21 protein-coding genes and 1 pseudogene are annotated in these 23435 nt (G+C 40.8%); 6 read left to right on the forward strand and 16 right to left on the reverse strand.

All coding sequences use genetic code 11. The features are described 5' to 3' along the window. Positions 1-53: 53 nt before the first annotated feature. From CXF80_RS05600 to speA, 13 genes and pseudogenes are all read right to left on the reverse strand, one after another. Positions 54-923, reverse strand: a complete 870-nt coding sequence (locus CXF80_RS05600; RefSeq protein ID WP_101031951.1) for a mechanosensitive ion channel family protein — start codon at positions 921-923, stop codon at positions 54-56. A 45-nt stretch (positions 924-968) separates the two neighbouring features. Then, positions 969-1904: a lauroyl-Kdo(2)-lipid IV(A) myristoyltransferase gene (gene lpxM / locus CXF80_RS05605; RefSeq protein WP_101031952.1), complete on the reverse strand. Its 936-nt coding sequence runs from the start codon at positions 1902-1904 to the stop codon at positions 969-971. 317 nt (positions 1905-2221) lie between these two features. Further along, positions 2222-2521 (reverse strand): integration host factor subunit alpha, encoded by a 300-nt coding sequence (ihfA, locus tag CXF80_RS05610; protein WP_011637176.1) that lies wholly within the window; start codon positions 2519-2521, stop codon positions 2222-2224. A 3-nt stretch (positions 2522-2524) separates the two neighbouring features. Next, on the reverse strand, positions 2525-4912 hold the full coding sequence (pheT, locus tag CXF80_RS05615; protein ID WP_101031953.1) for a phenylalanine--tRNA ligase subunit beta: 2388 nt from the start codon (positions 4910-4912) through the stop codon (positions 2525-2527). 15 nt (positions 4913-4927) lie between these two features. Then, positions 4928-5911 carry a phenylalanine--tRNA ligase subunit alpha gene (gene pheS, locus CXF80_RS05620; protein WP_101031954.1) on the reverse strand — a complete coding sequence of 328 codons (984 nt, stop codon included), beginning with the start codon at positions 5909-5911 and terminating at the stop codon, positions 4928-4930. A gap of 1007 nt (positions 5912-6918) precedes the next feature. Further along, entirely contained in the window at positions 6919-7410 is a 492-nt protein-coding gene (locus CXF80_RS20400) for an ATP-dependent zinc protease family protein (RefSeq protein ID WP_101031955.1), read from the reverse strand. 263 nt (positions 7411-7673) lie between these two features. Further along, on the reverse strand, positions 7674-8024 hold the full coding sequence (locus tag CXF80_RS05630) for a DUF3802 family protein (RefSeq protein ID WP_101031956.1): 351 nt from the start codon (positions 8022-8024) through the stop codon (positions 7674-7676). 83 nt (positions 8025-8107) lie between these two features. Next, entirely contained in the window at positions 8108-8683 is a 576-nt protein-coding gene (locus CXF80_RS05635; protein ID WP_101031957.1) for a YceI family protein, read from the reverse strand. A 50-nt stretch (positions 8684-8733) separates the two neighbouring features. After that, complete coding sequence (locus CXF80_RS05640) at positions 8734-9231, reverse strand: YaiI/YqxD family protein (protein WP_101031958.1); 498 nt, start codon at positions 9229-9231, stop codon at positions 8734-8736. Next, positions 9231-9869, reverse strand: a complete 639-nt coding sequence (pdxH, locus tag CXF80_RS05645; protein ID WP_101031959.1) for a pyridoxamine 5'-phosphate oxidase — start codon at positions 9867-9869, stop codon at positions 9231-9233. The genes CXF80_RS05640 and pdxH overlap by 1 nt, the downstream gene beginning before the upstream one ends. 101 nt (positions 9870-9970) lie before the next feature. Further along, positions 9971-10598: pseudogene (locus CXF80_RS05650) on the reverse strand (arginase family protein). A 31-nt stretch (positions 10599-10629) separates the two neighbouring features. Continuing rightward, positions 10630-11559 (reverse strand): adenosylmethionine decarboxylase, encoded by a 930-nt coding sequence (locus CXF80_RS05655; protein WP_101031960.1) that lies wholly within the window; start codon positions 11557-11559, stop codon positions 10630-10632. Positions 11560-11632: 73 nt separating this feature from the next. Further along, positions 11633-13543 (reverse strand): biosynthetic arginine decarboxylase, encoded by a 1911-nt coding sequence (gene speA, locus CXF80_RS05660; RefSeq protein WP_101031961.1) that lies wholly within the window; start codon positions 13541-13543, stop codon positions 11633-11635. Positions 13544-14127: 584 nt separating this feature from the next. On the opposite strand from speA, the gene CXF80_RS05665 reads away from it, so the two are divergent. From CXF80_RS05665 to CXF80_RS05680, 4 genes are all read left to right on the forward strand, one after another. After that, positions 14128-14961 carry a CvfB family protein gene (locus CXF80_RS05665; protein ID WP_101031962.1) on the forward strand — a complete coding sequence of 278 codons (834 nt, stop codon included), beginning with the start codon at positions 14128-14130 and terminating at the stop codon, positions 14959-14961. A 105-nt stretch (positions 14962-15066) separates the two neighbouring features. Continuing rightward, positions 15067-15720, forward strand: coding sequence for a YceH family protein (locus CXF80_RS05670; RefSeq protein ID WP_101031963.1), 654 nt, complete (start codon positions 15067-15069; stop codon positions 15718-15720). Positions 15721-15759: 39 nt separating this feature from the next. Next, positions 15760-16593: an ABC transporter permease subunit gene (locus CXF80_RS05675; protein ID WP_101031964.1), complete on the forward strand. Its 834-nt coding sequence runs from the start codon at positions 15760-15762 to the stop codon at positions 16591-16593. Further along, positions 16590-17489, forward strand: coding sequence for an ABC transporter ATP-binding protein (locus CXF80_RS05680; RefSeq protein WP_101031965.1), 900 nt, complete (start codon positions 16590-16592; stop codon positions 17487-17489). Before CXF80_RS05675 ends, CXF80_RS05680 begins: the two co-directional genes overlap by 4 nt. A 1276-nt stretch (positions 17490-18765) precedes the next feature. On the opposite strand, the gene CXF80_RS05685 is transcribed toward CXF80_RS05680, so the two are convergent. The 3 genes from CXF80_RS05685 to CXF80_RS05695 form a co-directional block, all read right to left on the reverse strand. Continuing rightward, positions 18766-18975, reverse strand: a complete 210-nt coding sequence (locus CXF80_RS05685; protein ID WP_011496716.1) for a cold-shock protein — start codon at positions 18973-18975, stop codon at positions 18766-18768. Between the two features lie 236 nt (positions 18976-19211). Continuing rightward, complete coding sequence (rlmA, locus tag CXF80_RS05690) at positions 19212-20054, reverse strand: 23S rRNA (guanine(745)-N(1))-methyltransferase (RefSeq protein WP_101031966.1); 843 nt, start codon at positions 20052-20054, stop codon at positions 19212-19214. A gap of 26 nt (positions 20055-20080) precedes the next feature. Beyond that, the gene (locus CXF80_RS05695; protein WP_101031967.1) at positions 20081-20887 is read right to left on the reverse strand and encodes a hypothetical protein; all 807 of its coding nucleotides are present in this window, start codon (positions 20885-20887) and stop codon (positions 20081-20083) included. Between the two features lie 167 nt (positions 20888-21054). Here CXF80_RS05695 and sbcB point away from each other — a divergent pair, with 167 nt between their 5' ends. Both sbcB and cdd read left to right on the forward strand, forming a co-directional pair. Beyond that, positions 21055-22470 carry an exodeoxyribonuclease I gene (gene sbcB / locus CXF80_RS05700; RefSeq protein ID WP_101031968.1) on the forward strand — a complete coding sequence of 472 codons (1416 nt, stop codon included), beginning with the start codon at positions 21055-21057 and terminating at the stop codon, positions 22468-22470. 45 nt (positions 22471-22515) lie between these two features. Further along, positions 22516-23412 (forward strand): cytidine deaminase, encoded by an 897-nt coding sequence (gene cdd / locus CXF80_RS05705; RefSeq protein ID WP_101031969.1) that lies wholly within the window; start codon positions 22516-22518, stop codon positions 23410-23412. Positions 23413-23435: the final 23 nt, after the last annotated feature.

The following is a 23435-nucleotide window of genomic DNA, read 5'->3' on the forward strand; positions in this document are numbered from 1 at the left end:
TAATAAAAAAGACGCCACGGCGTCTTTTTTATTGATGCAAAAATCGGTGTTAATTAACTTTTATGACTTCGGTTAATCGTCAAATTACCATCAACATGTAAATCACGTTGTGGATAAGCAATCACCACATTATGCTCGTTAAATAGCTCGTACATTCTAAAACGAATTTCGCTACGACGGCGGCGGATATCAGTTTCTGACACTGCGCTGACCCAAAAAATTAAATCAAAAATCAATGCATTGTCGCCAAAATCTTCAAATAAGACGGAGGGTTCAGGTTGCGGCAAAATATCATCTCGCTCACCAATAACTTGATAAATTAGCTCACGAACTTTAATCACGTCCGAACCGTAAGCCACGCCAACACGAACAAATGTTCGGGCATTTTTATCAATCAAGGTCCAGTTAGTCACGGTGTTTTCGAGTAACAGACTGTTGGGCACTAGCATGTGCACTCCGTCATTACGGCGTATCAAGGTTGAGCGAGTGTTAATACACTCTACAACGCCTCGCGCCTCACCTACTTCTAAAAAATCACCAATGCGGATGGGACGTTCCCACATTAAAATCCAGCCACTGATAAAGTTATTAATAATGTTTTGCGCACCAAAACCCACACCAATCGCTATCGCACCTGACACAAATGCAAACGCAGTTAAGGGAATATTTAAAATTTCCATACAGGTAAAAATGAGTACTGCGATACTAATAATAAAATACATGCGAGTGAATAAATGGATCGCATCTGCACCAACATTACGACGTTTGAGTGCTTTAACAATCAAGCGCCCAACACGAGTGATAATAAACCAGGCTAAAAATATGTACAAAGGTACTTGTAACAACTGCAACAAAGTAATTGGGCTATCGTCGTAGGTAAATACCACCAAAGACAAGGCCGATAACAATTCGTTAAAATCCATATGAACCTCTTATTCTTGTGATTACATCAAGGTGATGGTTATAATTTAGTAAAACTCTTGCTCTCCTGGTGGACGAGTTTTGAGCAATTTCAAAAACCACATATATTGTTCTGGATAAGCATTAATCACTTGCTCAACCACTTTGTTTAACGCGATGGCTTCATTCTCTTTGCCAATCATCTCATCAGGATTAACCGCTGGCAGCACCGTCATAATAAATTGTTTAGCCTGCTGGTCGTAACCAATCTTAACGGGCATGACTTGTGCATTACCCGCTTGGGCTAAGCGACCGACAACCGGTAATGTGGCTTTAACTGTGCCCATAAAAGGCGCAAATATACTTTTTTCAGGCCCTAAATCTTCATCAGGCAAATAGAAAAAACTGTTGTCATTTTTTAACTCGGCCAATAAAGCTCTAATCCCTGCTTCACGCATATACACACGACCACCTTGACTACTGCGCATGCGATTACTAAACCAATTAAATAATCCATTGCGATGGGCTTTAGCCATGGTCACTAACGGAATTTCCATGTTAATTCGCAGACCGGCATATTCCATTGGCCAAACATGCGGCATGATAAAAATTATCGGTTGCTTTGCCTCTCGGGCAGCTTGCACATTTTCAATGCCATTAAGTTGAATGCGGCGTTTTAAGTGCGCTTTAGAACGAATAAGCAACTCAGCTTGCGACAATAAGGTAATGACAAATGTTTCAACATTCTGTTTGATTAACGCATCTACATCTGCAGGTGACTTATCAGGAAAACAGTGCGTAATATTCACCTTTGCGATCCGCAATGGTTTCTTGGCAACTTTCATTACTACTCGGGCAAATAATCTCGCAATGGGATCTCGAATGCTTGCAGGAAGTGCACCAAATAAAAACAGCACAGCAATGGCTAACCATGTCCCCCAGTGACGAGGATGTAATAGTGATTTATTAAAACGAGTATCAAAATATTTTGCTTGTCGTGCCAAAAGAAACTCCAAATAAACTGACCCTGATCCACAGGGAATAATCATATTATAACAATGGCATTATACTAAGGATTAATGAGTGTGGAACAGTCATTATGCCCGACAACATCAAAACATCACTCTCTCTTAGTGCTATACCCATGTTTATAAAACTAGCTTGCTCACGATTTCTCTGACGGTAAGGATAATGTTATAGATCATGTGGATATAATGAAATGATAAAATAAATTTACCAAATTCAAAAACAAAAGAGCCACTCAATTAAGAGTGGCTCTTCGTAATACAGATCCGATCGGATTGGCGTATTAACTAGTGAACTACTTTTTACCCGAGTTTGCTGCTTCAACACGTGACTTTAACTTCTGTCCAGGACGGAAGGTAACAACACGGCGTGCAGAAATTGGAATATCTTCACCAGTTTTCGGGTTCCTTCCCGGTCTTTGATTCTTGTCCCTAAGGTCAAAGTTGCCAAAGCCAGATAACTTGACCTGCTCACCACTTTCGAGTGCTTCACGAATTTCTTCAAAAAAAGACTCGACCATCTCTTTAGCCACACGTTTGTTAATACCTAATGTTTCAAAAAGATGTTCTGCCATTTCGGCTTTGGTAAGTGCCATACTTTAATCCCTCAACGATGCGTTGAACTCGGTCTTTAGAGCCGATACCACTGCAACCATAGTTTCAGTAATATCTTTATCTTCAAGTGTACGAGTAGTGTCTTGTAATGTAAGTGCGATGGCGAGGCTCTTTTTGCCAGGCTCAACACCCTTACCTTGGTATACATCGAACAAGTTTAAGCCAACCAACTGATTTTCGCCAACTTTTCTTATCAAATTCATAACATCAGTTGCAGAAACGGCTTCATCTACTACTAACGCTATGTCACGACGGTTAGCAGGAAACTTAGATACAGCTTGGGCTAGCGGCAAACGGGCGTGCAATAATGCATCCAGTTCTAACTCGAAAATAATTGTTTTGCCATTGAGTCCAAAAGGCTTTTCCAACTTTGGATGGATAGCACCGATATGACCAATGACGCGATTATTTCGTAATATTTCAGCACATTGTCCTGGATGCAGCGCAGGATGTGTTGCCCCCCTAAAACTAAATTCTGTAGAGGCAACTGTCAAGCCGATTATTGCTTCTAAATCACCTTTTAAATCAAAGAAGTCGACGATTGTAGACTCCATTGACCAATGCTCATCGTTTTGAACACCAGAAATGACCGCGCCCAGCATAGCTTGTTGACGAACACCAGAATCTGCTTGTGCATCAGGGATAAAGCGTAAACCCGTCTCAAATAAACGCACTCGATTTTGCTGACGGCTTTGGTTATAGCCTACGGCTGTCAATAATCCAGTAAACATTGATAAGCGCATGGCTGACATTTCGACTGAAATCGGGTTAGGCAACACCATGGCCTCTTCGCCAGGGTGAACAATATTTTGCATTTTTGGGTCAACAAAACTGTAGGTCACTGCTTCTTGGAAACCACGAGCAACAAATATACTGCGCACACGCTTAAGCGAAATATCAGCTTCTTGGTGATCAGGCATGCTTAACGCTGCCATTGGCGCAATATTAGGGATATTGTTATAACCATAAATACGCGCCACTTCTTCGATCAAATCTTCTTCAATCGCCATATCAAAACGATATGTTGCCGTGGTGACAATCCAATCATTGCCGTCAACGTTCACGCTAAAACCTAAACATTCAAGAATTTCCGTCACGTCAGTATCAGAAATAACATGCCCTAATGTTTTGTCTAACTTGCTACGACGCAAAGTGATAGTTGCTGCTACGGGTAAATGCTCAATCGATACCGCTTCAACAACTTGACCGGCTTCACCACCACAAATATCTAATACAAGGCGAGTAGCGCGGTCCATGACCTTATGTTGTAGCTCAGGGTCAACTCCACGCTCAAAACGATGTGAAGCGTCTGTGTGTAAGCCTAAACGACGTGATTTACCCATAATGGCCAATGGAGAGAAAAAAGCACACTCCAAAAGGATATCTTGGGTGTTTTCATTTACACCGGTACTTTCACCACCAAATACCCCCGCAAGCGCAACAGCTTGTTTGTCGTCGGCAATCACTAAGGTATCGCTTGGTACCGTAATTTCATTGCCATCAAGCAAGGTTAGCTTTTCAACACCATCAGCTAAACGCACGGTAATGCCGCCGTTTAAGGTATTTAAATCAAACGCATGCATTGGCTGACCAAATTCAATCAACACATAATTGGTAATATCAACAATGGGATCAATTGAACGAATACCACTGCGACGCAATTTTTCTTGCATCCATAATGGCGTGACGGCTTTAATATTGATGTTTTTGACTACGCGGCCTAAGTAACGAGGGCAAAGATTTGGCGCTACCACACTGATGCTAAACGGCGCATCTATCGTGGCGGTTACGGCTTGCCAAGAAGGCTCTATTACCGCTTGACGATTTAATACGCCCACTTCACGAGCAAGACCGGCCATGCCTAAACAATCGGCTCGGTTAGCGGTTAAGTCAACATCAATAATGGCATCATCTAATTGCAAATATTCACGCACATTCAGGCCTATAGGTGCATCTTGCGGTAATTCAATAATGCCATCGCTTTCGATGTCTATACCTAACTCGCCGTAAGAACACAACATGCCCATTGACGGTTGACCGCGTAATTTGGCTTTTTTAATTATAAAATCGCCTGGTAATACTGCGCCCACCATCGCTACTGCGACTTTTAAGCCTAAACGGCAGTTTGGTGCACCACAAACGATGTCGATAAGCTCATCGCCGCCAACATTGATTTTAGTGACGCGTAATTTGTCTGCATCTGGGTGTTGGCCACATTCAACCACTTCACCGATGACCACGCCGCTAAAATCGCCAGCGACGGCATCAATACCGTCAACTTCAAGACCAGCCATGGTGATTTGGTGTGATAATGCGTCACGACTTACTGATGGGTTAACCCACTCACGAAGCCAAGATTCACTGAATTTCATCTACTTTTTGCTCCGTTATTTGAATTGCTTAAGAAAACGTAAATCGTTTTCAAAGAAGGCACGTAAATCATTTACGCCATAGCGCAACATGGTTAAACGCTCAACACCCATACCAAAAGCAAAACCAGAGTATTTCTCAGGGTCAATACCCACACTGCGCAGTACATTTGGATGTACCATGCCGCAGCCTAATACTTCTAACCACTTACCGTTTTTACCCATAACATCCACTTCCGCAGAAGGTTCTGTAAATGGGAAGTAAGATGGGCGAAAACGGACTTCTAAATCTTGTTCAAAGAAGTTACGTAAAAAGTCATGCAAAATGCCTTTAAGCTCCGCAAAGTTAACGTTTTCAGCAACCATTAACCCTTCAACTTGATGGAACATTGGCGTATGAGTTTGGTCGTAATCGTTACGATAAACACGGCCAGGAGAAATGATCCGAAGTGGCGGTTTTTCATGTTCCATGGTGCGAATTTGCACCCCAGATGTTTGCGTGCGTAACATCACTTTGGGGTTAAAGTAAAAAGTATCATGATCGGCACGAGCTGGATGATGCTCAGAAATATTTAACGCATCGAAATTATGGAAATCATCTTCGATTTCAGGTCCTTGTTTAACAACAAAGCCAAGCTCACCAAAGAAGGTTTCAATACGTTCGATAGTGCGCGTAACCGGATGTAAGCCGCCAATATCGAGCGTACGACCCGGAAGAGTGACATCAATATTTTCAGCAATTAATTTTGCTTCTAATTCTGATGCTTTCAATCCGTCGATACGCACCGTCAACTGTTGTTGAACGGCTTGCTTTGCTTGATTGACTGCGGCACCAAAGGCAGGCTTTTCTTCTGCGCTTAATGATCCCATCATTTTCATCATGTCAGTAATTTTACCTTTCTTACCAAGGTAATCGACACGGATATCATCCAATGTTTTTAGATCACAGGCCTTATCAATGACCTCTAAGGCTTGTTCTACGATCTCGGTTAACTGCTGCATGTTATCATCCACTGCATTTTTGCATTTAAATGCGATTGAGCGTCTAGTCGACTATACGAGTTCACCATAGTGGCAACCCAGTAAGTGACGACGCGGTAGTTTGACGCTTATTATGATAACTAAACAATCAAGACTGGGGTTAAAATAAAAGATTGGAATTTTACGTTAGCAAGTACAACTTTACTAGTCATTATTGGTATTTTTAATAGCAAATAGTTGTATTTACCTACAATTAACCCACTTAGCCTGTAACCGTGGCAACAAGTGTTAACTCAGGAGTCTACCCAACCGAAATCGTCAGTCTGTTGATGATGGGGTCTGGTTAACTTACAGCAAGGTTACCTGTCCCGATTTAGTACGGTTGAACATGTCGCGGTCAAGGGTATTTACTCCTAAATCGGTCAGTAAAAAAGACGCAACCTGCGTGTTTTATGTGGTCACGGGTTAATGAGTTAAATCAGCGTTTACTATATCGATGACCGATGACAACGAGGTTGCAGAGTAGCGTCAATATCAAAGCCATTACTGGCGGTGTTCAACTCAAACCAACGTACACCTTTCAATTTAGCCCCTCCGAGGCTAATAATCGTTATGCTTTATTAATACGAGCACAAAACAGACAAAAAAATACCGCTCATATTGAGCGGTATTGTTAACCGATTTTATTGACCGATATTATTGACCAATAATAAGGAATTAATGTTTTTTAAACACATCAACCATATAGTGATCCAGTAACCAGTTTCGGCTAATTAATAATTTATAACCCATTTTGGTACGGTCTTTAGATCCATATCGACTAAGAACTCAGACTAGGTTCACCAACACTTAATCAAGCCATGTAATGCGCTTCAGTACCTTACGCATGACGAATTAACCATGTACCTCAAATGTTAGTCCACACCTTGTGTTCTTTCTCGACGCTAATATTGGCAACATGTAATGAGCGTTCTACCGCACCCGTGTTTATGCGGGGTATACATCAATCCTGTTTGCTTAAAACTCAATTAAAGGACCAAAGTACTTTTTTGTGATACATCCACAATGTAGTTATGCTTTAAAAAATTACGCCCAATGAGTAATTTGTATTTCATATGGCTACGGTCGCGTAAATTAACATAAATATGATGCAACTTATCCGAAAAACCGACATCGAGCTTCACCATGTAGCGGGTTTCAATGCCTTGTGAATTCTTCACCCTTAACGTACTGACAATTTCGGCTTGAATACGTTTTTTCTCACCACGTTCATTTTCTGTGGTGAATTCAACAATTTTACCGACATTACTTTTCATTTTTTTGAATGCGCCGCCAATGATTGTTAAATCTACCGCATGCAGAGAAGTCTTCCCCGCACCAGTATCAATGCGAGCATGATAGCGTAGTCCAGACTTAGCGACTGTCATGGTTTCAACTTGACTTAGAATGGTTTTATCACTCGCAAACACAGATATAGACAGCAAACACGACACAACAGAAATCACAATTTTTTTAAACATGATCGATCCCAAAAAAAACTAAACCAGTTAAATAACTGCCTGAACTAAGTCACTCAGCTCGGGATAATAAACGGTTATAAAACAGTTTTTTGTCCTGCTAACTGCATTGTATTGACTTGTAATAGGCTAGTTATTGACGCCGTAAGTCACAAGAGCTGCGCCTTAATAGCAAATCAAATCACAAGTTCGATATTAAATAGCTCAAATATTCTGATTTTGGCATATTTATTCCATCTGTTAACCCGTGTTGAGGTTAAGTAGATTTATCGCAACAGATGAGCAACTTCTTGATCAAATAAATTTTTAATCAAACCTGAAAACTCAGTAATAAAAATACTTTGTTCGGGTGTGGCTTGATGATTAGCAACAGAGGCTAAAATCTCTTCTAAGTCGTATACTATTGCATCAATTTCACGGATCACTATATTACGCTGAGCAAATGATAATTGCGGGTTTTGACCACATACCATAATGATCTGAGCAGATAACTGATCTTCAAACAGTTCCATAACAGTTTCCGTTGTATTTACGGTATTTTCAGACGACTCAAACAGCCCTAAATGTTCAGTTAAATACTGAATTAAATGCATGTAGCCGTCTTTGTCGGTAACCATTGTGCCCCACCTTTCTTAAACACTACTTAGCCGAAAATGGCTCTCAATCTTGATGATTGAAAGTCATTAACAACCACAGGTAACTATTGCGCTAAGGTTAGCACAAATGACACTGGCACTGCCAAGCTGATACTCGGCAAACCCGCCATTTCTTTAAGTTTTTCGACACCCGACACAAGGCCAAATTCATTTGCTTGAATAATCACTGGCGCTAAACTTGAAATCACCATTTTCTTGTCAGATAATTTAGCCACTAACACTTCAAAACTTTTTTGTTGTTTCTGACCATGTAGTGAAATGGTTGCTTCAACTTGAGTCGTTAGCGTGTCACCGACTTTTAATCCTGCCAACAATTTGGGATTAACCACCGCATCCAAGGTTAACTTTGGAAACTGCGCAACTTCAAACAACACAGTCTGCATTCGCTGATCACGAATTTCTATTCCGGTATCAACACTGGTTAAATCAATCGATAAAGAAAATGCACCCGCATCCGTTAATTCACCTGCAACTTGTTTAAAATGATGTACTTCGGCAATATCGGCTTTCTTAATCGAAATAAAGCTCACCCGAGAATGATCTTGATTGACTTGCCAATCGCCTGCCATCACAGATGTACTCAGCAAGCTCGCGGCTAAAAAAGGTAACCATTTTTTCATCATAAAGTCCTTTGTATAGAAAGTCAGATTAAGTATAGAGTAATATTTCGTTATATCTTGCTGGGGATCAATTTAGCCAACCATTTATCTAACGCTTGTGCAAACGCATGCTTATCCGTTTGCGAAAAACTATTCGGGCCGCCAGTATGTATGCCACTGCTACGCATTTCTTCCATAAAATCACGCATAGTCAGTATCTGTTTGATATTTTCAGCGGTATACACGGTACCACGAGGGTTCAATACTAGCGCACCTTTATCAACCGCATCTGACGCGAGAGGAATATCAGCGGTGACCACTAAATCCCCTTTGACAACTTGTTCAACAATGTAGTTGTCTGCTTCATCAAAACCGGAACTCACTCGGATCATGCTAATTAACGGTGATCTTGGCACGTTAATCATTTGATTAGCCACTAACACCAATTGAATCGACTTACGCTCAGATGCCCGAAACAACATCTCTTTCACTGGATTGGGACAAGCATCAGCATCAACCCAGATTTTATTGGTTATCACCGCTAAAGGCTCCACTTCATTAACATTCATTAAGGTGCCAACCGATCAATATTCCAATCAGCATCGGTTTTGGTATAAATAAATCTGTCATGTAAACGATGTTCACCTCCTTGCCAGAACTCGATACTGCTTGGACGGACTAAATATCCGCCCCAAAACTTAGGTAATGGCACTTCACCCTGAGCATATTTGGCCTTCATTTCGGCAAATTTCCCTTCCAGTGCTTGCCGCGCAGAAATCTTGCTCGATTGTTTGGATACCCATGCGGCAATTTGACTGTCTTTGGGTCTGGACATGAAGTATTTAGCCACATCCAATATAGATAATGGTTCCGCTTGCCCTAATACTGCCACTTGGCGATCAAGAGCATGCCAAGGAAACAGTAAACTGATTTTACTGTTAACGGCTAATTGTTTTGCTTTGCGACTTTCTAGATTGGTAAAAAACACAAACCCTTTATCGTCAAATTTCTTCAGCAACACAATACGTTGAAATGGCTGACCATCCTCATCAACCGTTGCGATAGACATGGCTGTCGGATCGGTAAGTTGTGCCTCTGTGGCCTGTTGCATCCATTGTTCAAACAGATCCATCGGGTTAGTAGGCAAATTGGCCCGTCTTAATCCACCTTGGGTGTATTCACGGCGAATATCACTTAAATCACTCATATTGGCTCCTCATTAACCTTGCGAGATCTATTCTACGCTGAGCAGGCACAAAAAAGCCAACGTCAGCACGTTGGCGAATGTGCTTAATGATAAAGTTGAAATTACTTTTTAATTAAGCCTTTACCTTCTGCCCAGACATGCAGCATTTCAAGGCCCAGGGTCGCTCCTGCAAGCGCAGTAATTTCAGCCGAATAGTATGATGGCGCCACTTCAACAACATCCATACCAACAACCTTCATACCACGTAATCCACGAATAATTTTCATTGCTTTATCACTGGTTAATCCGCCACAAACAGGCGTGCCAGTGCCCGGTGTGTAAGCCGATTCTAAACAATCAATGTCGAACGTGATGTATAACGGCATATCAACGACACGAGCACGCACTTGTTCAACAATGTCTTGCGCCGTTAAGTCACTGGCTGTTGCGGCATCAACCACCTCAAAGCCGTGACCTTCTTTGTGGTATTCGGTACGAATACCAATTTGTATTGAATGCCCAACATCAATCAATCCTTCACGCGGTGCACACTAAATTTACCGATGCTTGGCGAATGGCATTAGGCCCCATACGACCACCTGAACGACCTGTTGTTGCCATATAAAAAGGTAAACCAATCACTACCACGTCGGCATCAGACTCCGTTGGTTTAACATTCAGTGGCTGGCGTAAATACCCGAATGCGTTTGAATAAAGCAAATAATCAGGTTTTTCTGCGAAAGTAGTCATAGACTATCAAAAAGATGGCAAATGCCGATAATTACAATAATGTAGGGTTCAGTACTTCTAAGCAATCTTGCTGATAGTGGCTGAAGTGTATGTTAAAACCTTGTTCGATTGTCATCGCGCACTGGCTTAAACACAAGTACTTTAAAAACTTCTTATTGGCAATATTACTATTAAAACCAATAATGTCGCAGCTGTTAGGCTGCAATAATCTTACTAGCTCAGCAAAGATATCAACCTGAGTTGTGGTGAGATCAATGTTGGTTTCAACACTCACATAAGAACTATTTTCTTGTGGTGTAATGTGTATTGTAAAATATTCACAACCCCGAATACCGTTGATTGAATAGCCTAGTGGACTGAATAAATACTGATCAATACTAAAACCATTAAATAATTGTTCCAGTTGCAGCATCAGCCCAATTTGAACCATTGATTGCTGATCACCCCGTAAATAATCCGCTATCGGACCCGAAATATGATACATCAGCAGTTCATTGGTGGTATCAAACCGGCTGGCTTGATACTCTTTGTCGGTAGTAAAAGTATAGTGATGATGGCTATCTAAATGACCCATTCGGTGGGCCTGCCCCGCAATAAAATGCCTTAACCTAAGCACATCGTCGCCAAAAGAACTTGCTTGTAAATGGGCATAGTATTCGTTTTTGCGCTGATAACAAACATATGCAATAGCTTGTTCACCTAAACGTTCAATGCAGTAGCATGCTGATTCTACTAGCGAGCTAGTGCCGCAAGTGAGCATAACGAGTCGATCATCCCAAACAAATAAACTCGATTCACTCAGTAAATAAGCATCGCAATATTCATTACTTATGCTAGATAAAATATCTGCATTTGAGGCAGCAACAAGCCCCACCCAAAATGTTCGATCTAATGACCGTAATTTAGGGGCTGATGCATTAACGATAATCTCTAACTTTTTCTCTGAACCTTCAAAAAACATCTTAGCAACTTAAAAGCCTAGCGACCTGCGGTAACTAGGCTTTTTGAATAACAAGTTAATGTAGTAAATAAGATTAAAAATCTTCTAGGTAAGTGTAGCCTTTAAGCCCTAACTGTAACTCTTCTAGGATACTGGCGCGCTCTTCTTCAACAATATGTTGATTCACAAGCTCTTCATAGGTGCGCATAAAGTCTACCGCATCTAAATTCACATAACGTAGCACATCAGCTACCGTGTCGCCTTGTAAAACAGACTCAATCTGGCTTGATCCACGCTCATCGATACGCACAACAGCTGAGTTGGTATCACCGAACAAGTTATGCATATCACCCAAGATTTCTTGGTATGCCCCCACCATGAAAAAACCAATCAGGTATGGGCTGTCGGCGCTCCACGCTGGGACGGGTAAAGTTGTTTCAATTCCCTGACCGTCAACGTATTGATCAACAATACCATCAGAGTCACAGGTAATATCTAACATTACCGCACGGCGCTCTGGTGCTTTATCTAAACCCGATAAAGGCAACACAGGGAACACTTGATCAATACCCCATGCATCCGGTAATGACTGGAATAATGAGAAGTTAACGAAAAACTTGTCTGCTAATTTTTCATTCAATTCGTCAATCACGGGACGGTGATAACGATTGTTGTTACTTAATAATCCCTTCACTTCATGGCAAACACGTAAATTGGCTTGTTCTGCCCAAGCTCGGTCAGCCAAACTTAATTGACCCACAGCAAACAATGAGTGTGCTTCAGCAATATCACTTTGGCTATCATGATAAATTTCAATAATCGCACGCTGATCATATCGACCGCTGATTTCTAACCAAGATTGCCACATGTTGTGCAATAATTGCGGCGCCTCTTCACTTGGTTCTTGAATATTTTCTGGTTGATACGCTTCAGTACCAATCACATCAGTAATTAACACCGCATGATGCGCCGTTAAATGGCGACCAGATTCAGAAATAATACGCGGCATTGGTTGCTCGTACTCATTACATAAATCGGTTAATACGTTGACGATATTGTTAGCATACTCATTTAAACCATAGTTCATTGAGTTATTGCTTTGGCTTCGTGTACCATCGTAGTCAACCGCTAACCCGCCGCCCACATCGAAACAATCAATGCTGGCACCGAGTTGGCGCAATTCACAGTAAAAACGGCCGGCTTCGCTTACACCTTGGCGAATGTCACGAATATTGGCAATTTGCGAACCTAAATGGAAGTGTAATAACTGGAGAGAATCCAGCATATTAGCACTTTTTAATTCAGCAATAACTTTCAACACTTGTGCTGCAGACAAACCAAATTTGGACTTTTCGCCACCGCTGGCTTGCCATTTGCCTTTACCTTGAAAAGCCAAACGCACACGTAAACCTAAACGTGGAGTGATCCCTAGCTTTTCAGCTTCAGCCAATACCATTTTAAGTTCCGACATCTTTTCAAGCACGATATAGACTTTATGGCCTAGCTTTTCGCCGATTAATGCTAAGCGAATATATTCTTTATCTTTGTAACCGTTACATACAATAACTGAACTGGCTTTTTGCGCCATCGCAAGAACTGCCATTAACTCTGGCTTACTGCCGGCTTCAAGTCCCAACTGTGGAACTTCTTTCGATTTTTGGCTGGCTAGAATTTCTTCAACCACCGTTTTTTGTTGGTTTACTTTAATCGGATAAACTAACAAATAATCATTTTGATAATCGTATTTCTTAATTGCATCATTAAATGCTTCGCATAGACTTTCCACTCTATGGTGTAAAATCTGCGGGAAACGGACTAATACCGGTAACGAAACGCCTGCTTCAACCATACTATTGGCTAATTCATTTAAGCCAACTTTATGATCCGGATTTTGTGGGTTAGGTGACACTGTCACTTCACCATCTTCACTAATACCATAAAAACCTTGGCTCCAGTGAATCACGTTATAACCAGAGCGAGCATCTTCGATAGACCAATCAGACATAATTATTTTCCGTATTTGTATCAACGTTAGCAGCGCCCCCATCGGTAGCCACTGCTTGTTAAATAATCCAGATAACGCCGTAACGTTAACTCAGAAATTAACAGGTTTACCAGCACTTTCATCATGGCTGTATAACCTGTGACAGACAAAATAAGCACACAGCTAACGAGTTTTAGACTGCGCCGTATTGTTATCGTCTTTAGCACCTTTTACTGTCGAACATCTTACGCAGATATTTGCAAAGCATGCAAATATTGGTTGCCGAGCATGGGCTGAAGACTGTAACAAGTATTCTACTCATTAAGGAGTTCATTAGTTCACTTTTCAGCTCATACTTAACACATTTTCGACCTTTTTAAAAACGGCGCAATTAAAACCTGCAATCATGTGTAATGCAAGTTAATTACCGATTAATTTTGATAATAATTTGCCGACAATTCCCATGGTAAACATCGACAAAGACAGTGATAACAGCAAATGATTTTAGATAGCGATTAATTGACACAACGTGAGCGAATTTTACGTGTATAATTAAGTGTTTTTATTAAGATCATCTTTTCATTTTTATTAAAGTAGAGTCATTCATGATACAGATCGGTAAACGTTATTCATTAGAAGTCGTTAAACAAGTTAATTTTGGGGTTTATCTAAATGCTCAAGAGCTTGGACAAGTCTTGCTTCCTAATAAATTTGTCCCTACCGGTTGTAATGTCGGGGATATGGTCGATGTGTTTCTTTACCTAGATTCTGAAGACATTGTGATTGCCACCACCCAAAAATCTCTGGCCCAAGTAGGTGAATATGCTTATTTAAAAGTGATTGCCACTGGGCCTTTCGGTGCATTTTTAGATTGGGGTTTAGACAAAGATTTATTATTACCCTTTGGTGAGCAACACAAACCGGCAGAAGAAGGCCACTCATACTTAGTCTATGTCCATGCCAACCATGCCGATGAACGCATTATGGCATCCTCTAAACTGGATAAGTTTGTCGACAAAACTGAAGCACACTACACCCAAGGCGAGCAAGTTAACTTGATCATCGGCGGCACGACAGATTTAGGTTATAAAGCCATTATCAATCACCTGCATTGGGGCGTTATTTACCAAAATGAAGTGTTTCAAAAACTTCGCTTTGGCCAAAAGGTCACTGGTTTTATTAAAACCATCCGCAGTGATGGCAAAATTGATCTTGTACTGCAAAAAGGTGATAAAGACGAGCTGGATAAAAATGCCCGTTTGATCATCAATAAACTGCGCAGCGCGAACGGTTTTTTACCCTTACATGACAAAACGGATGCTGATGTCATTTATGACAAACTTGGCATGAGTAAAAAAGCCTTTAAAAAATCCATTGGCGGCTTATTTAAAGCCGGTGAGATCACCATCGAAACTGACGGTATTCGGTTAACTGTGTGAACAATATTCGATTAACTTGAGTAAACTAGTCCAATCCTTTGAGAAAAAGCATGCCTCTGTTATAAAAGTAATAGAATCATGCTTTTCATTAAAAGGATACTGTGTATGGAATTAACCCAACTAGAAGCTAGAGTTATCGGATGCTTGCTCGAAAAAGAACTCACGACTCCTGATCAATATCCTCTGTCATTAAATTCACTCGCCTTAGCATGTAATCAAAAAAGCAGTCGCGAACCGGTTATGTCACTGAGCGAATCTCAAGTACAAACGATAATAGATGACCTTACCCAAAAACGCTTAATCAGCGAGCAATCGGGTTTTGGCAGCCGAGTCGTAAAATATAAGCATCGCTTTTGTAATACCGAATTCAGTGAATTACAGTTAACCAGTGCTGAAGTCGCATTAATCTGTGTGTTATTACTTCGTGGCCCACAAACACCAGGGGAACTAAAAACCCGTACCAACCGACTCCACGAATTTACTGATATGTCGCAAGTTGAGACCGCATTGCTGGCGTTAAGCCAGCGGGAAAAACCGTCAGTAGTGCAACTCGCTCGAGAAGCTAATAAACGTGATTGCCGCTTCCTTGAGTGCTTTAGTGGCAAAGTCGACGACTATCAAGTGAATAGTAGTCACGCCATTGAGGTTTCTACTCACACTCAGCACTCTTTACAACCAAACGATCGGGTCACAGAGCTTGAGCAAAGAGTTGATTTACTCGAGCAAAAAATCGCGCAATTAGAGACGCTATTAAACTAATTTATGCTTTCCATTAACGGGTTAAGCAAGGGAATAGATATGGACCGTACCACCTCTCCGTCGACACTTACTCATATTGGGTTATTAGCCAAATATGAACTCACCAAACGTTTTAGTAATAAAAGCGGCATGATTTCATTAATTGCCTTTATGTTAATTTGGGCCATTTTATTGCTTTATCCTATTAAGAGTGCGTCTGAATTTATCATGCTGCCCAGCTTTAAAAACTTTACCGAAGCACTGTTTGGGCCTGGCAGTTTACGTCATCTCTTCGAATGGCCTGTGGCAGAATTTGCCGTGTTTTGGTTGGCGGCACTCTATCTGTTCCCAATGTTTAGTATTTTTATAGCAGCTGATCAATTTAGTTCAGATAAACAACGTGGTAGCTTACGATTTCTAACATTAAGAGTCAGTCGTACTAGTTTGTTCTTTGGTCGTTTCTTAGGTCAAATGCTTATTCAATTTATGTTGATCATCTTAACGCTATTAGCGACCATAGCACTGGCATCATCTCGTGATATATCATTATTGTTGCCATCAATAACAACCAGTCTTTTAGTGATGGTTAACCTAGTGATTATATTACTGCCCTATACTGCCGCCATGGCGGTGCTGTCATTACAAGCAAATTCAGCCAGGCAAGCAAGTATTTTTGCGATCATCTTATGGGCTGTTGTATCGATTGTTATCGCCATAGTGAATATGAATTTCCCACAACTCAGCTGGTTAAATTGGTGTCTTCCTGGCTCGCAAATTGCGAGTTTGATCAACACTCAAGGATTAAGTTCATTGGCACTTGCTCCCATTCCTTTACTGCAAACTGCAGTTATTTTATTTGTCGGTAAAGTCTTGATGAGTCGGAGCGCGCTATGAGTATTATTCAATGTGACAACCTTTCTAAACAATATGCCAATAAACTTGCACTCGATAACGTATCGTTAACCTTGACTGAAGGTGCTCCTATCGCATTAGTGGGTCCCAATGGTGCCGGTAAAACCACCCTATTCAGTTTATTGTGCGGTTATATTCAACCCACCACAGGTAGTATTAGGGTTTTAGGTCATAAGCCTGGTAGCAAAGCGCTACAGGGGCTGTTATCGGCATTACCACAAGATGCCGCATTAGACCCTAATTTTACGATTGTGTCGCAACTGCAGTTTTTCGCTCAATTGCAAGGCATGACAGTCGCGGCTGCCAAGCAAGAAGCGTTAAGAGTGCTTACTCTTGTGGATTTAACCGATTCCGCTGATGCCAAACCTAAAAGCTTAAGTCACGGCATGGGTAAACGGGTATCAATTGCTCAAGCACTGATGGGTTCACCCAAAATTGTATTACTCGATGAGCCCACAGCCGGACTTGATCCTGCCAATGCGAAAAAAATTCGGCAGATTGTTAAAGACTTATCCGGTAATACCACATTTGTGATCAGTTCACATAATCTTGATGAACTTGAAAAACTATGCGACCAAGTTGTCTATCTTGAACATGGAAAACTGCAACAATCCGTCTCTATAAACGCCAGTCAAGCCACAGACTTCCTCACACTCACCATGAAACAGTGCGACATGGACAGTCTACATCAGCAGTTATTAGGCCTTAACGACATTATTGAAGTAAGACGAATTAGTGATGAGCAGTATGTAATCGAGTATCAAAAACAATCTAGCTTTACCCTTGAAATGCAGTTATTTGAGCTGTTTACTACCCATCAGTGGCAATATAAGGCATTGCTTAAAGGCAGAACCTTAGAGGAAACCTTATTTTCTTAAGCCATCGTCATGGGTAAAACAACACTTTAATACTGACGAGAAATGGATTAGCGTTACCAAAAAGAGACTGAATAACCTGATGGCCCTAGTCAATGCCATTGCTTATTAATCTGTGATGACTCACCTAATTAATAAGCGATGGTATCCTTGCGCACATCAGTAATGCATCTGGTCAGCATAATGCAAAACGATTTACACTCCCATCACTGAACACAGTAAATTCATTAATAATATTACCGCTAAGCCACTGCACAGCAAGTTCTGTCACCGTTAAATCCCCAGAACTGTATTTACTCTAAAACGACAAAAGTTTTCAAACAAATAATCTGAACAGCTACCCCCTCACGGCAAGTGTTCTAAAACAATCGGTACTCTAACAACAAGTGCATTAAACTGAAAAGCCTCTTCACTCGCACCCCTTTGAATATCATTAATGCAAATAACCTCAACGTGAGCAAGAAGTAACACTGCTCGATATAAGTCAAAATAGTTTCAACGATTTGATCTCAAACTTGCCCATTTTTTTTCGAGCAGAGCATTGCCACCCCCTCAATAGCCTATCCATTACAAGCCAATTACTACAGCCGCCAAAGCCGTTAGCAGGACAAGCTTTTGACCACCGTTGAAATATCCCACGCTAAGGTTAACTAGCTAACGGCCCCTTGCCGTCATGGCGCACGAACAATCGCCAATTCCCTTGGGTAGTTATGTTTATATCGCCGACACTCCCTAGGGCAATCAAATAACCAGTCAAGTTATTGAGTCGGTGCTAAGTGGAGGGAGCAATTGTGTTCAGTAATCTTGTTGTTCTGCGGGAGTTCAAAGCGCTACAACGAAGGATAAGGCTTAAATGCCAATGTAGAGAGAAGGTAATAGGTTTCAGATTTACATCATGGCGCTGGCAAAAAAACCTCTTTAGACGCTAAATATATGCTAGTGAACCGATTAATCAAAAGTGTTATAAAAGCTTAGGGTCCATATAGGGCATAGTTATTTTATGGCATGGTTATTTATGGAATAGTTATTTTGGCTACCTTGAACTAACAAGCGTAAGCGACGTAATATTTAATGTAATTGCTACACTATTCATAAGGATATAAATGAGATTAATAACTTAGACAATGAGGTGAAACTGATGATTATATGATTATATGATTAGATGATTTAGATGATTTAGATGATTTAGATGATGGCAACACACATAAAAATGCAAAAAAAAACTGCAACAATAAATTGTTACAGTTTTAAAGTCCTAACATTTAGCTAAAGCTAAATGTTAACCAACTACTGAAACGTTCTCAGCTTGAGGACCTTTCTGACCTTGAGTCACAGTGAAAGAAACTTTCTGACCTTCGTCAAGAGTTTTGAAACCGTCTGAATTGATAGCACGGAAGTGAACAAAAACGTCTGGACCAGACTCTTGCTCAATAAATCCGAAACCTTTATCAGAGTTAAACCACTTAACAACACCAGTAACTTGAGACATAATATATAAATCCTGTAGAAAAAAATAGTTAAAGCCTTAACGGCAGTAAAGCTGGAAAATGCCGGTATTACTTATGTTTACAGGACGAAACTGGTCGTATTGATAAATATAAGCCCAACCTTCAAGCTGAGTAGACTATAAACCATTCTCGAGATAAGTCAACAAACATCAATCAAAAGATAGTATTTAATTGGTGACATGACAAAATGGTTTATCTTTGAGCATCAGATAGTTATTTATATCAATGATCTGATTGTTTCTTGTTCGCGTTGATGAATTTCGATTTTAAAGTCTATCTCACACTCAAGCCCTTGCTCTATTATTTGAGACTTCTGTGAATCACTCAACTTCCAGGCGTAAGGTGTCATATTAAGAAAATGATCAATATCGTCTGCATGGGTTAGCGATAGTGAATAGCTCAACGCTTCGTGAGCTAAGTATGTAAAACCATCCAATACCAAGGGGCCTTGTGGGTGCAGCTTGGGCTCACTATAAATTTTCTTCTTTAATGCATAATGATGTGTAGGACCAGGTGAAACCGTAATTAATATTCCACCCGGTTTTATCACCCGCTGTAACTCTTCAATCTTAGAGGGCGCATAAATACGGATCGCTAAATCAAAACTATTATTTGCCAAAGGCATTTCAAACGCACTCGCCACACAAAAATGCAGATCCGAATAGCGTTTGGCTGCATAACGAATGGCAGATTTAGAAATATCTACCCCGAAAAGCTCACAATGGGATTGAGTGACAGATTGCAGCGCTTCAAACAATCGATGACTGTAATACCCTTCACCACAGCCTATATCGAGTATCTTATTGGCATCTGGAGCATATTCAAACGCCAACTGGTTAACCTTGTCGCTTAAGGGCTGATAAAAGCCTTGATTAAGAAACTCTCTTCTAGCGAACATCATTTCTTTGTTATCACCAGGGTCTTTGGTTTTCTTTTTTTGTACAGGCAGTAAATTAACGTAACCTTCTTTGGCACAATCAAATTGATGACGTTGTTCACATTGCCAAGCATTTTGTTGTTTCACTAACGGGGCGCTGCAAATAGGGCAAATATAAGACATGGGTGGACTCTAGAGTTACTGAAAAATTAAAGATCGTCATCACACAGTTTAGTGACCATTTCCGACACATCTTTAGGGGCTAATAGTTCAAAACAATCTAATTTACGTTGTAATTGCTCATTATTATAAAGTTGTTCATTGGATGAACGCCCCAAATTAGGACGCTCTAATGACTGATGATAGGTTCGCAACAACCATTGGTGCTTATTTTGCAATAAATGATCAAGTTTTAATAGTTCAGTTGAGACACCAGGGTGGATTTTGCCCGACTCACCACTGAGGTAATCACGTAACTCTCGTCGGACTTGCTCTAATTCACTAATATGAACGGCCAGCATGTTAGAGGGCTCATTATAATCAAACTTACGCCCTAATATCGCTTTAGCCATAACGAGTGCTTGAGGTTCACTCAAAATCCGTAAGTCATTTTCTAACGTCACCAGTTCAAAACGAGCTTCGGCTGATAATCTAAAATACATATCCTCATCAACGTTAATATTAATCGTCACCCCTCTTCTAAGTTGCTCGATACACACGCGAGGAGCCACTCCCATTGAAGGATATAATTTAATCCCCTGCCCCACGGATCGTCGTTGAGCTGGCGTTTGGATTAATGGCTGCGTATGCTCAAAAGCAAAAGTCAAAAACGGTTGGATACGTATAATTAGTGTCGCTTGGGTATGATTAACTTGGCTCACCACAAACTCAACCAAAGGATTACTCATCGTTGATAACACTAATAAATCACTCACACTTTCAGATAAGCGCAGTGTCAACGCAGTAGGTTGATTAATTTCGCAAACACTTGGTTGAGTAAAGAGATGGTGATCCATAGAATATTCCTTAATTACTTCGTTAAATTGTAACCAGCAAATCCCCATTAGTCACCAGTAAACAAGGCTATATTAGAAAATTTGTATTGAACTTTATCTCATTATCATTTTTTTATGCTGATAAATGTTAACATGGATTTAATCGCGAAAAGGATCTTATATTTACTATGGCTAACGCAATTCAACCCACTTTATTCTGGCACGATTATGAAACTTTTGGGGCAAATCCAAGCAAAGATCGCCCATCACAATTTGCGGGTATTCGAACCGATCTAGAGTTGAACATTATTGGTGAACCTGAAACCTTTTATTGCAAACTCGCGCCTGACTACTTACCGTCTCCCGAAGCAATATTAATTACCGGTATCACTCCGCAGCTGGCTAATCTTAAAGGCGAACCTGAAGCTGAGTTTATGAAACGTATCAATACGTTATTTAGCCAGCCTAACACCTGTGTCGTGGGCTATAATTCATTACGTTTTGATGATGAGGTCAGTCGTCATGGTTTCTATCGTAACTTTATCGATCCCTACGCTCGAGAATGGCAAAACGGTAATTCGCGTTGGGATATTATTGATTTAGTTAGAGCTTGCTATGCATTTCGCCCTGACGGTATTAATTGGCCAAAGAAAGAAGATGGCTCACCCAGTTTTAAACTGGAGTTACTCACCCAAGCGAATGGCTTAAGTCATGAAAAAGCCCATGATGCCATGTCTGATGTTTACGCCACCATTGCCATGGCGAAACTGATAAAGCAGAAACAACCTAAACTGTACCAGTATTATTTTAATTTAAGACGTAAACAAGCGGTTGCTGACCACGTTGATGTATTAAAAATGCAGCCTTTGGTTCATGTCAGCTCGAAAATTAGTGCACTTCAAGGCTGTACTACGTTGATTGCACCCGTGGCGTATCATCCAACCAATAAAAATTCAGTGATCTGCATTAATTTGGCCATGGACATCTCACCTTTGATAGAGTTGTCCGCTGAAGAAATTAACCATCGTATGTACACTCCTCGTCAAGAATTATCAGAAAATGAGCTGCCAATACCGCTCAAGCAAATTCAGCTTAACAAATGCCCTTTTGTTGGTTCGCCAAAATTACTGGATGACGAGGTCGCGGAGAAATTACAGTTTGATAAAGCATTTGCACGTGAGCAATATAAACGCTTAAAAAACCATCCCGAATTACGTGAAAAGCTTAACCAAGTATTTGAACTTGAATCAAATCGCAAACCGATTACCGATCCTGATTTAATGCTTTATAGCGGTGGATTTTTTAGCCATGCAGATAAATCTAAAATTGACATTATTTGTCATACCGAACCTCGTAACCTAGCGGCGTTGGCATTGCAGTTTGATGATCCTCGTATCGATGAAATGTTGTTTCGTTTCCGGGCCCGTAACTACCCAGGAACATTAACAGACAGTGAAGCTCGTAAATGGCGAGATTTCTGTCAACAACGCTTATCTGATGCCGATTATGTGATTAAACTCGAGAACCTGGTCGAAGAAACCAGCGAGAATGAACACAAACAAAAGCTATTAAAAGCCCTATATCAATATTTACAATCATTATAGTGAATTTTCACTTTGCTCAATTTATTTCATTTAAGGATTAAGGGAATGCAAAATCGTTTTTTAAACAGCATTACTCAACTAGACAAGCCTTTGGCTACAGCACTTGTGCCATTATTACATGACCAATTTTGTGGTCATATTGATGCCAGCCAATTTGCAGGCCTTGTCAAGGCAAGCGGTAAACCAGAACAGCAAGTGCTCATGGACTTATTGCCCATTGCAGCAGCACTTGCAAACCCACCAATAAGCGAGTTTTACGTCGGCGCCATTGCAAAAGGAGCCAGTGGTGACTTGTACATGGGCGCCAATTTAGAATTACCCGGTGAAGCGCTATTCCACAGTGTACATGCAGAACAAAGTGCCATCAGTCATGCGTGGTTAAGCGGTGAAGCAGAAGTTGTTGATATTATTGTTAATTTCAGCCCATGCGGCCATTGCCGTCAATTTATGAACGAACTGGTCAATGGCAGTAAGATTAACATTCACCTACCAGAGCAAGAAACCCAAACGTTAGCCCATTATTTACCCTATGCTTTTGGACCGGCAGACTTAGATGTCACCATGCCACTATTAAGTAAACGTGAGCTAGAATTTAATTGTGATTCAGATGACCCAATGATCATCGAAGCCATTGACCAAATGGGGCTAAGTTATGCGCCATACACCAATAGCAATGCAGCTGTCGTGTTAGAAACCAACGATGGCGCCACTTTCTGCGGCCGCTATGCTGAAAGTGCGGCATTTAATCCATCAATGCAACCGATGCAAATGGCTTTATCCAATCTAATTCGCAACAATCGTCAATACAGCGAAATAAAGCGGGCAGTATTAGTGGAATCATCTGTAGGAAAGATTACCTTAGTCGGTGCCGCAATGGATGCCCTGCATGCCATTGCGCCAATTGAACTTCAACACGTGGTTGTAGAACCTTTGCTGAAATAAATAACATCATATTGATTATCTTA

The organism is Shewanella sp. Actino-trap-3 (assembly GCF_002836275.1).
Classification (GTDB): Bacteria; Pseudomonadota; Gammaproteobacteria; order Enterobacterales; family Shewanellaceae; genus Shewanella; species Shewanella psychromarinicola.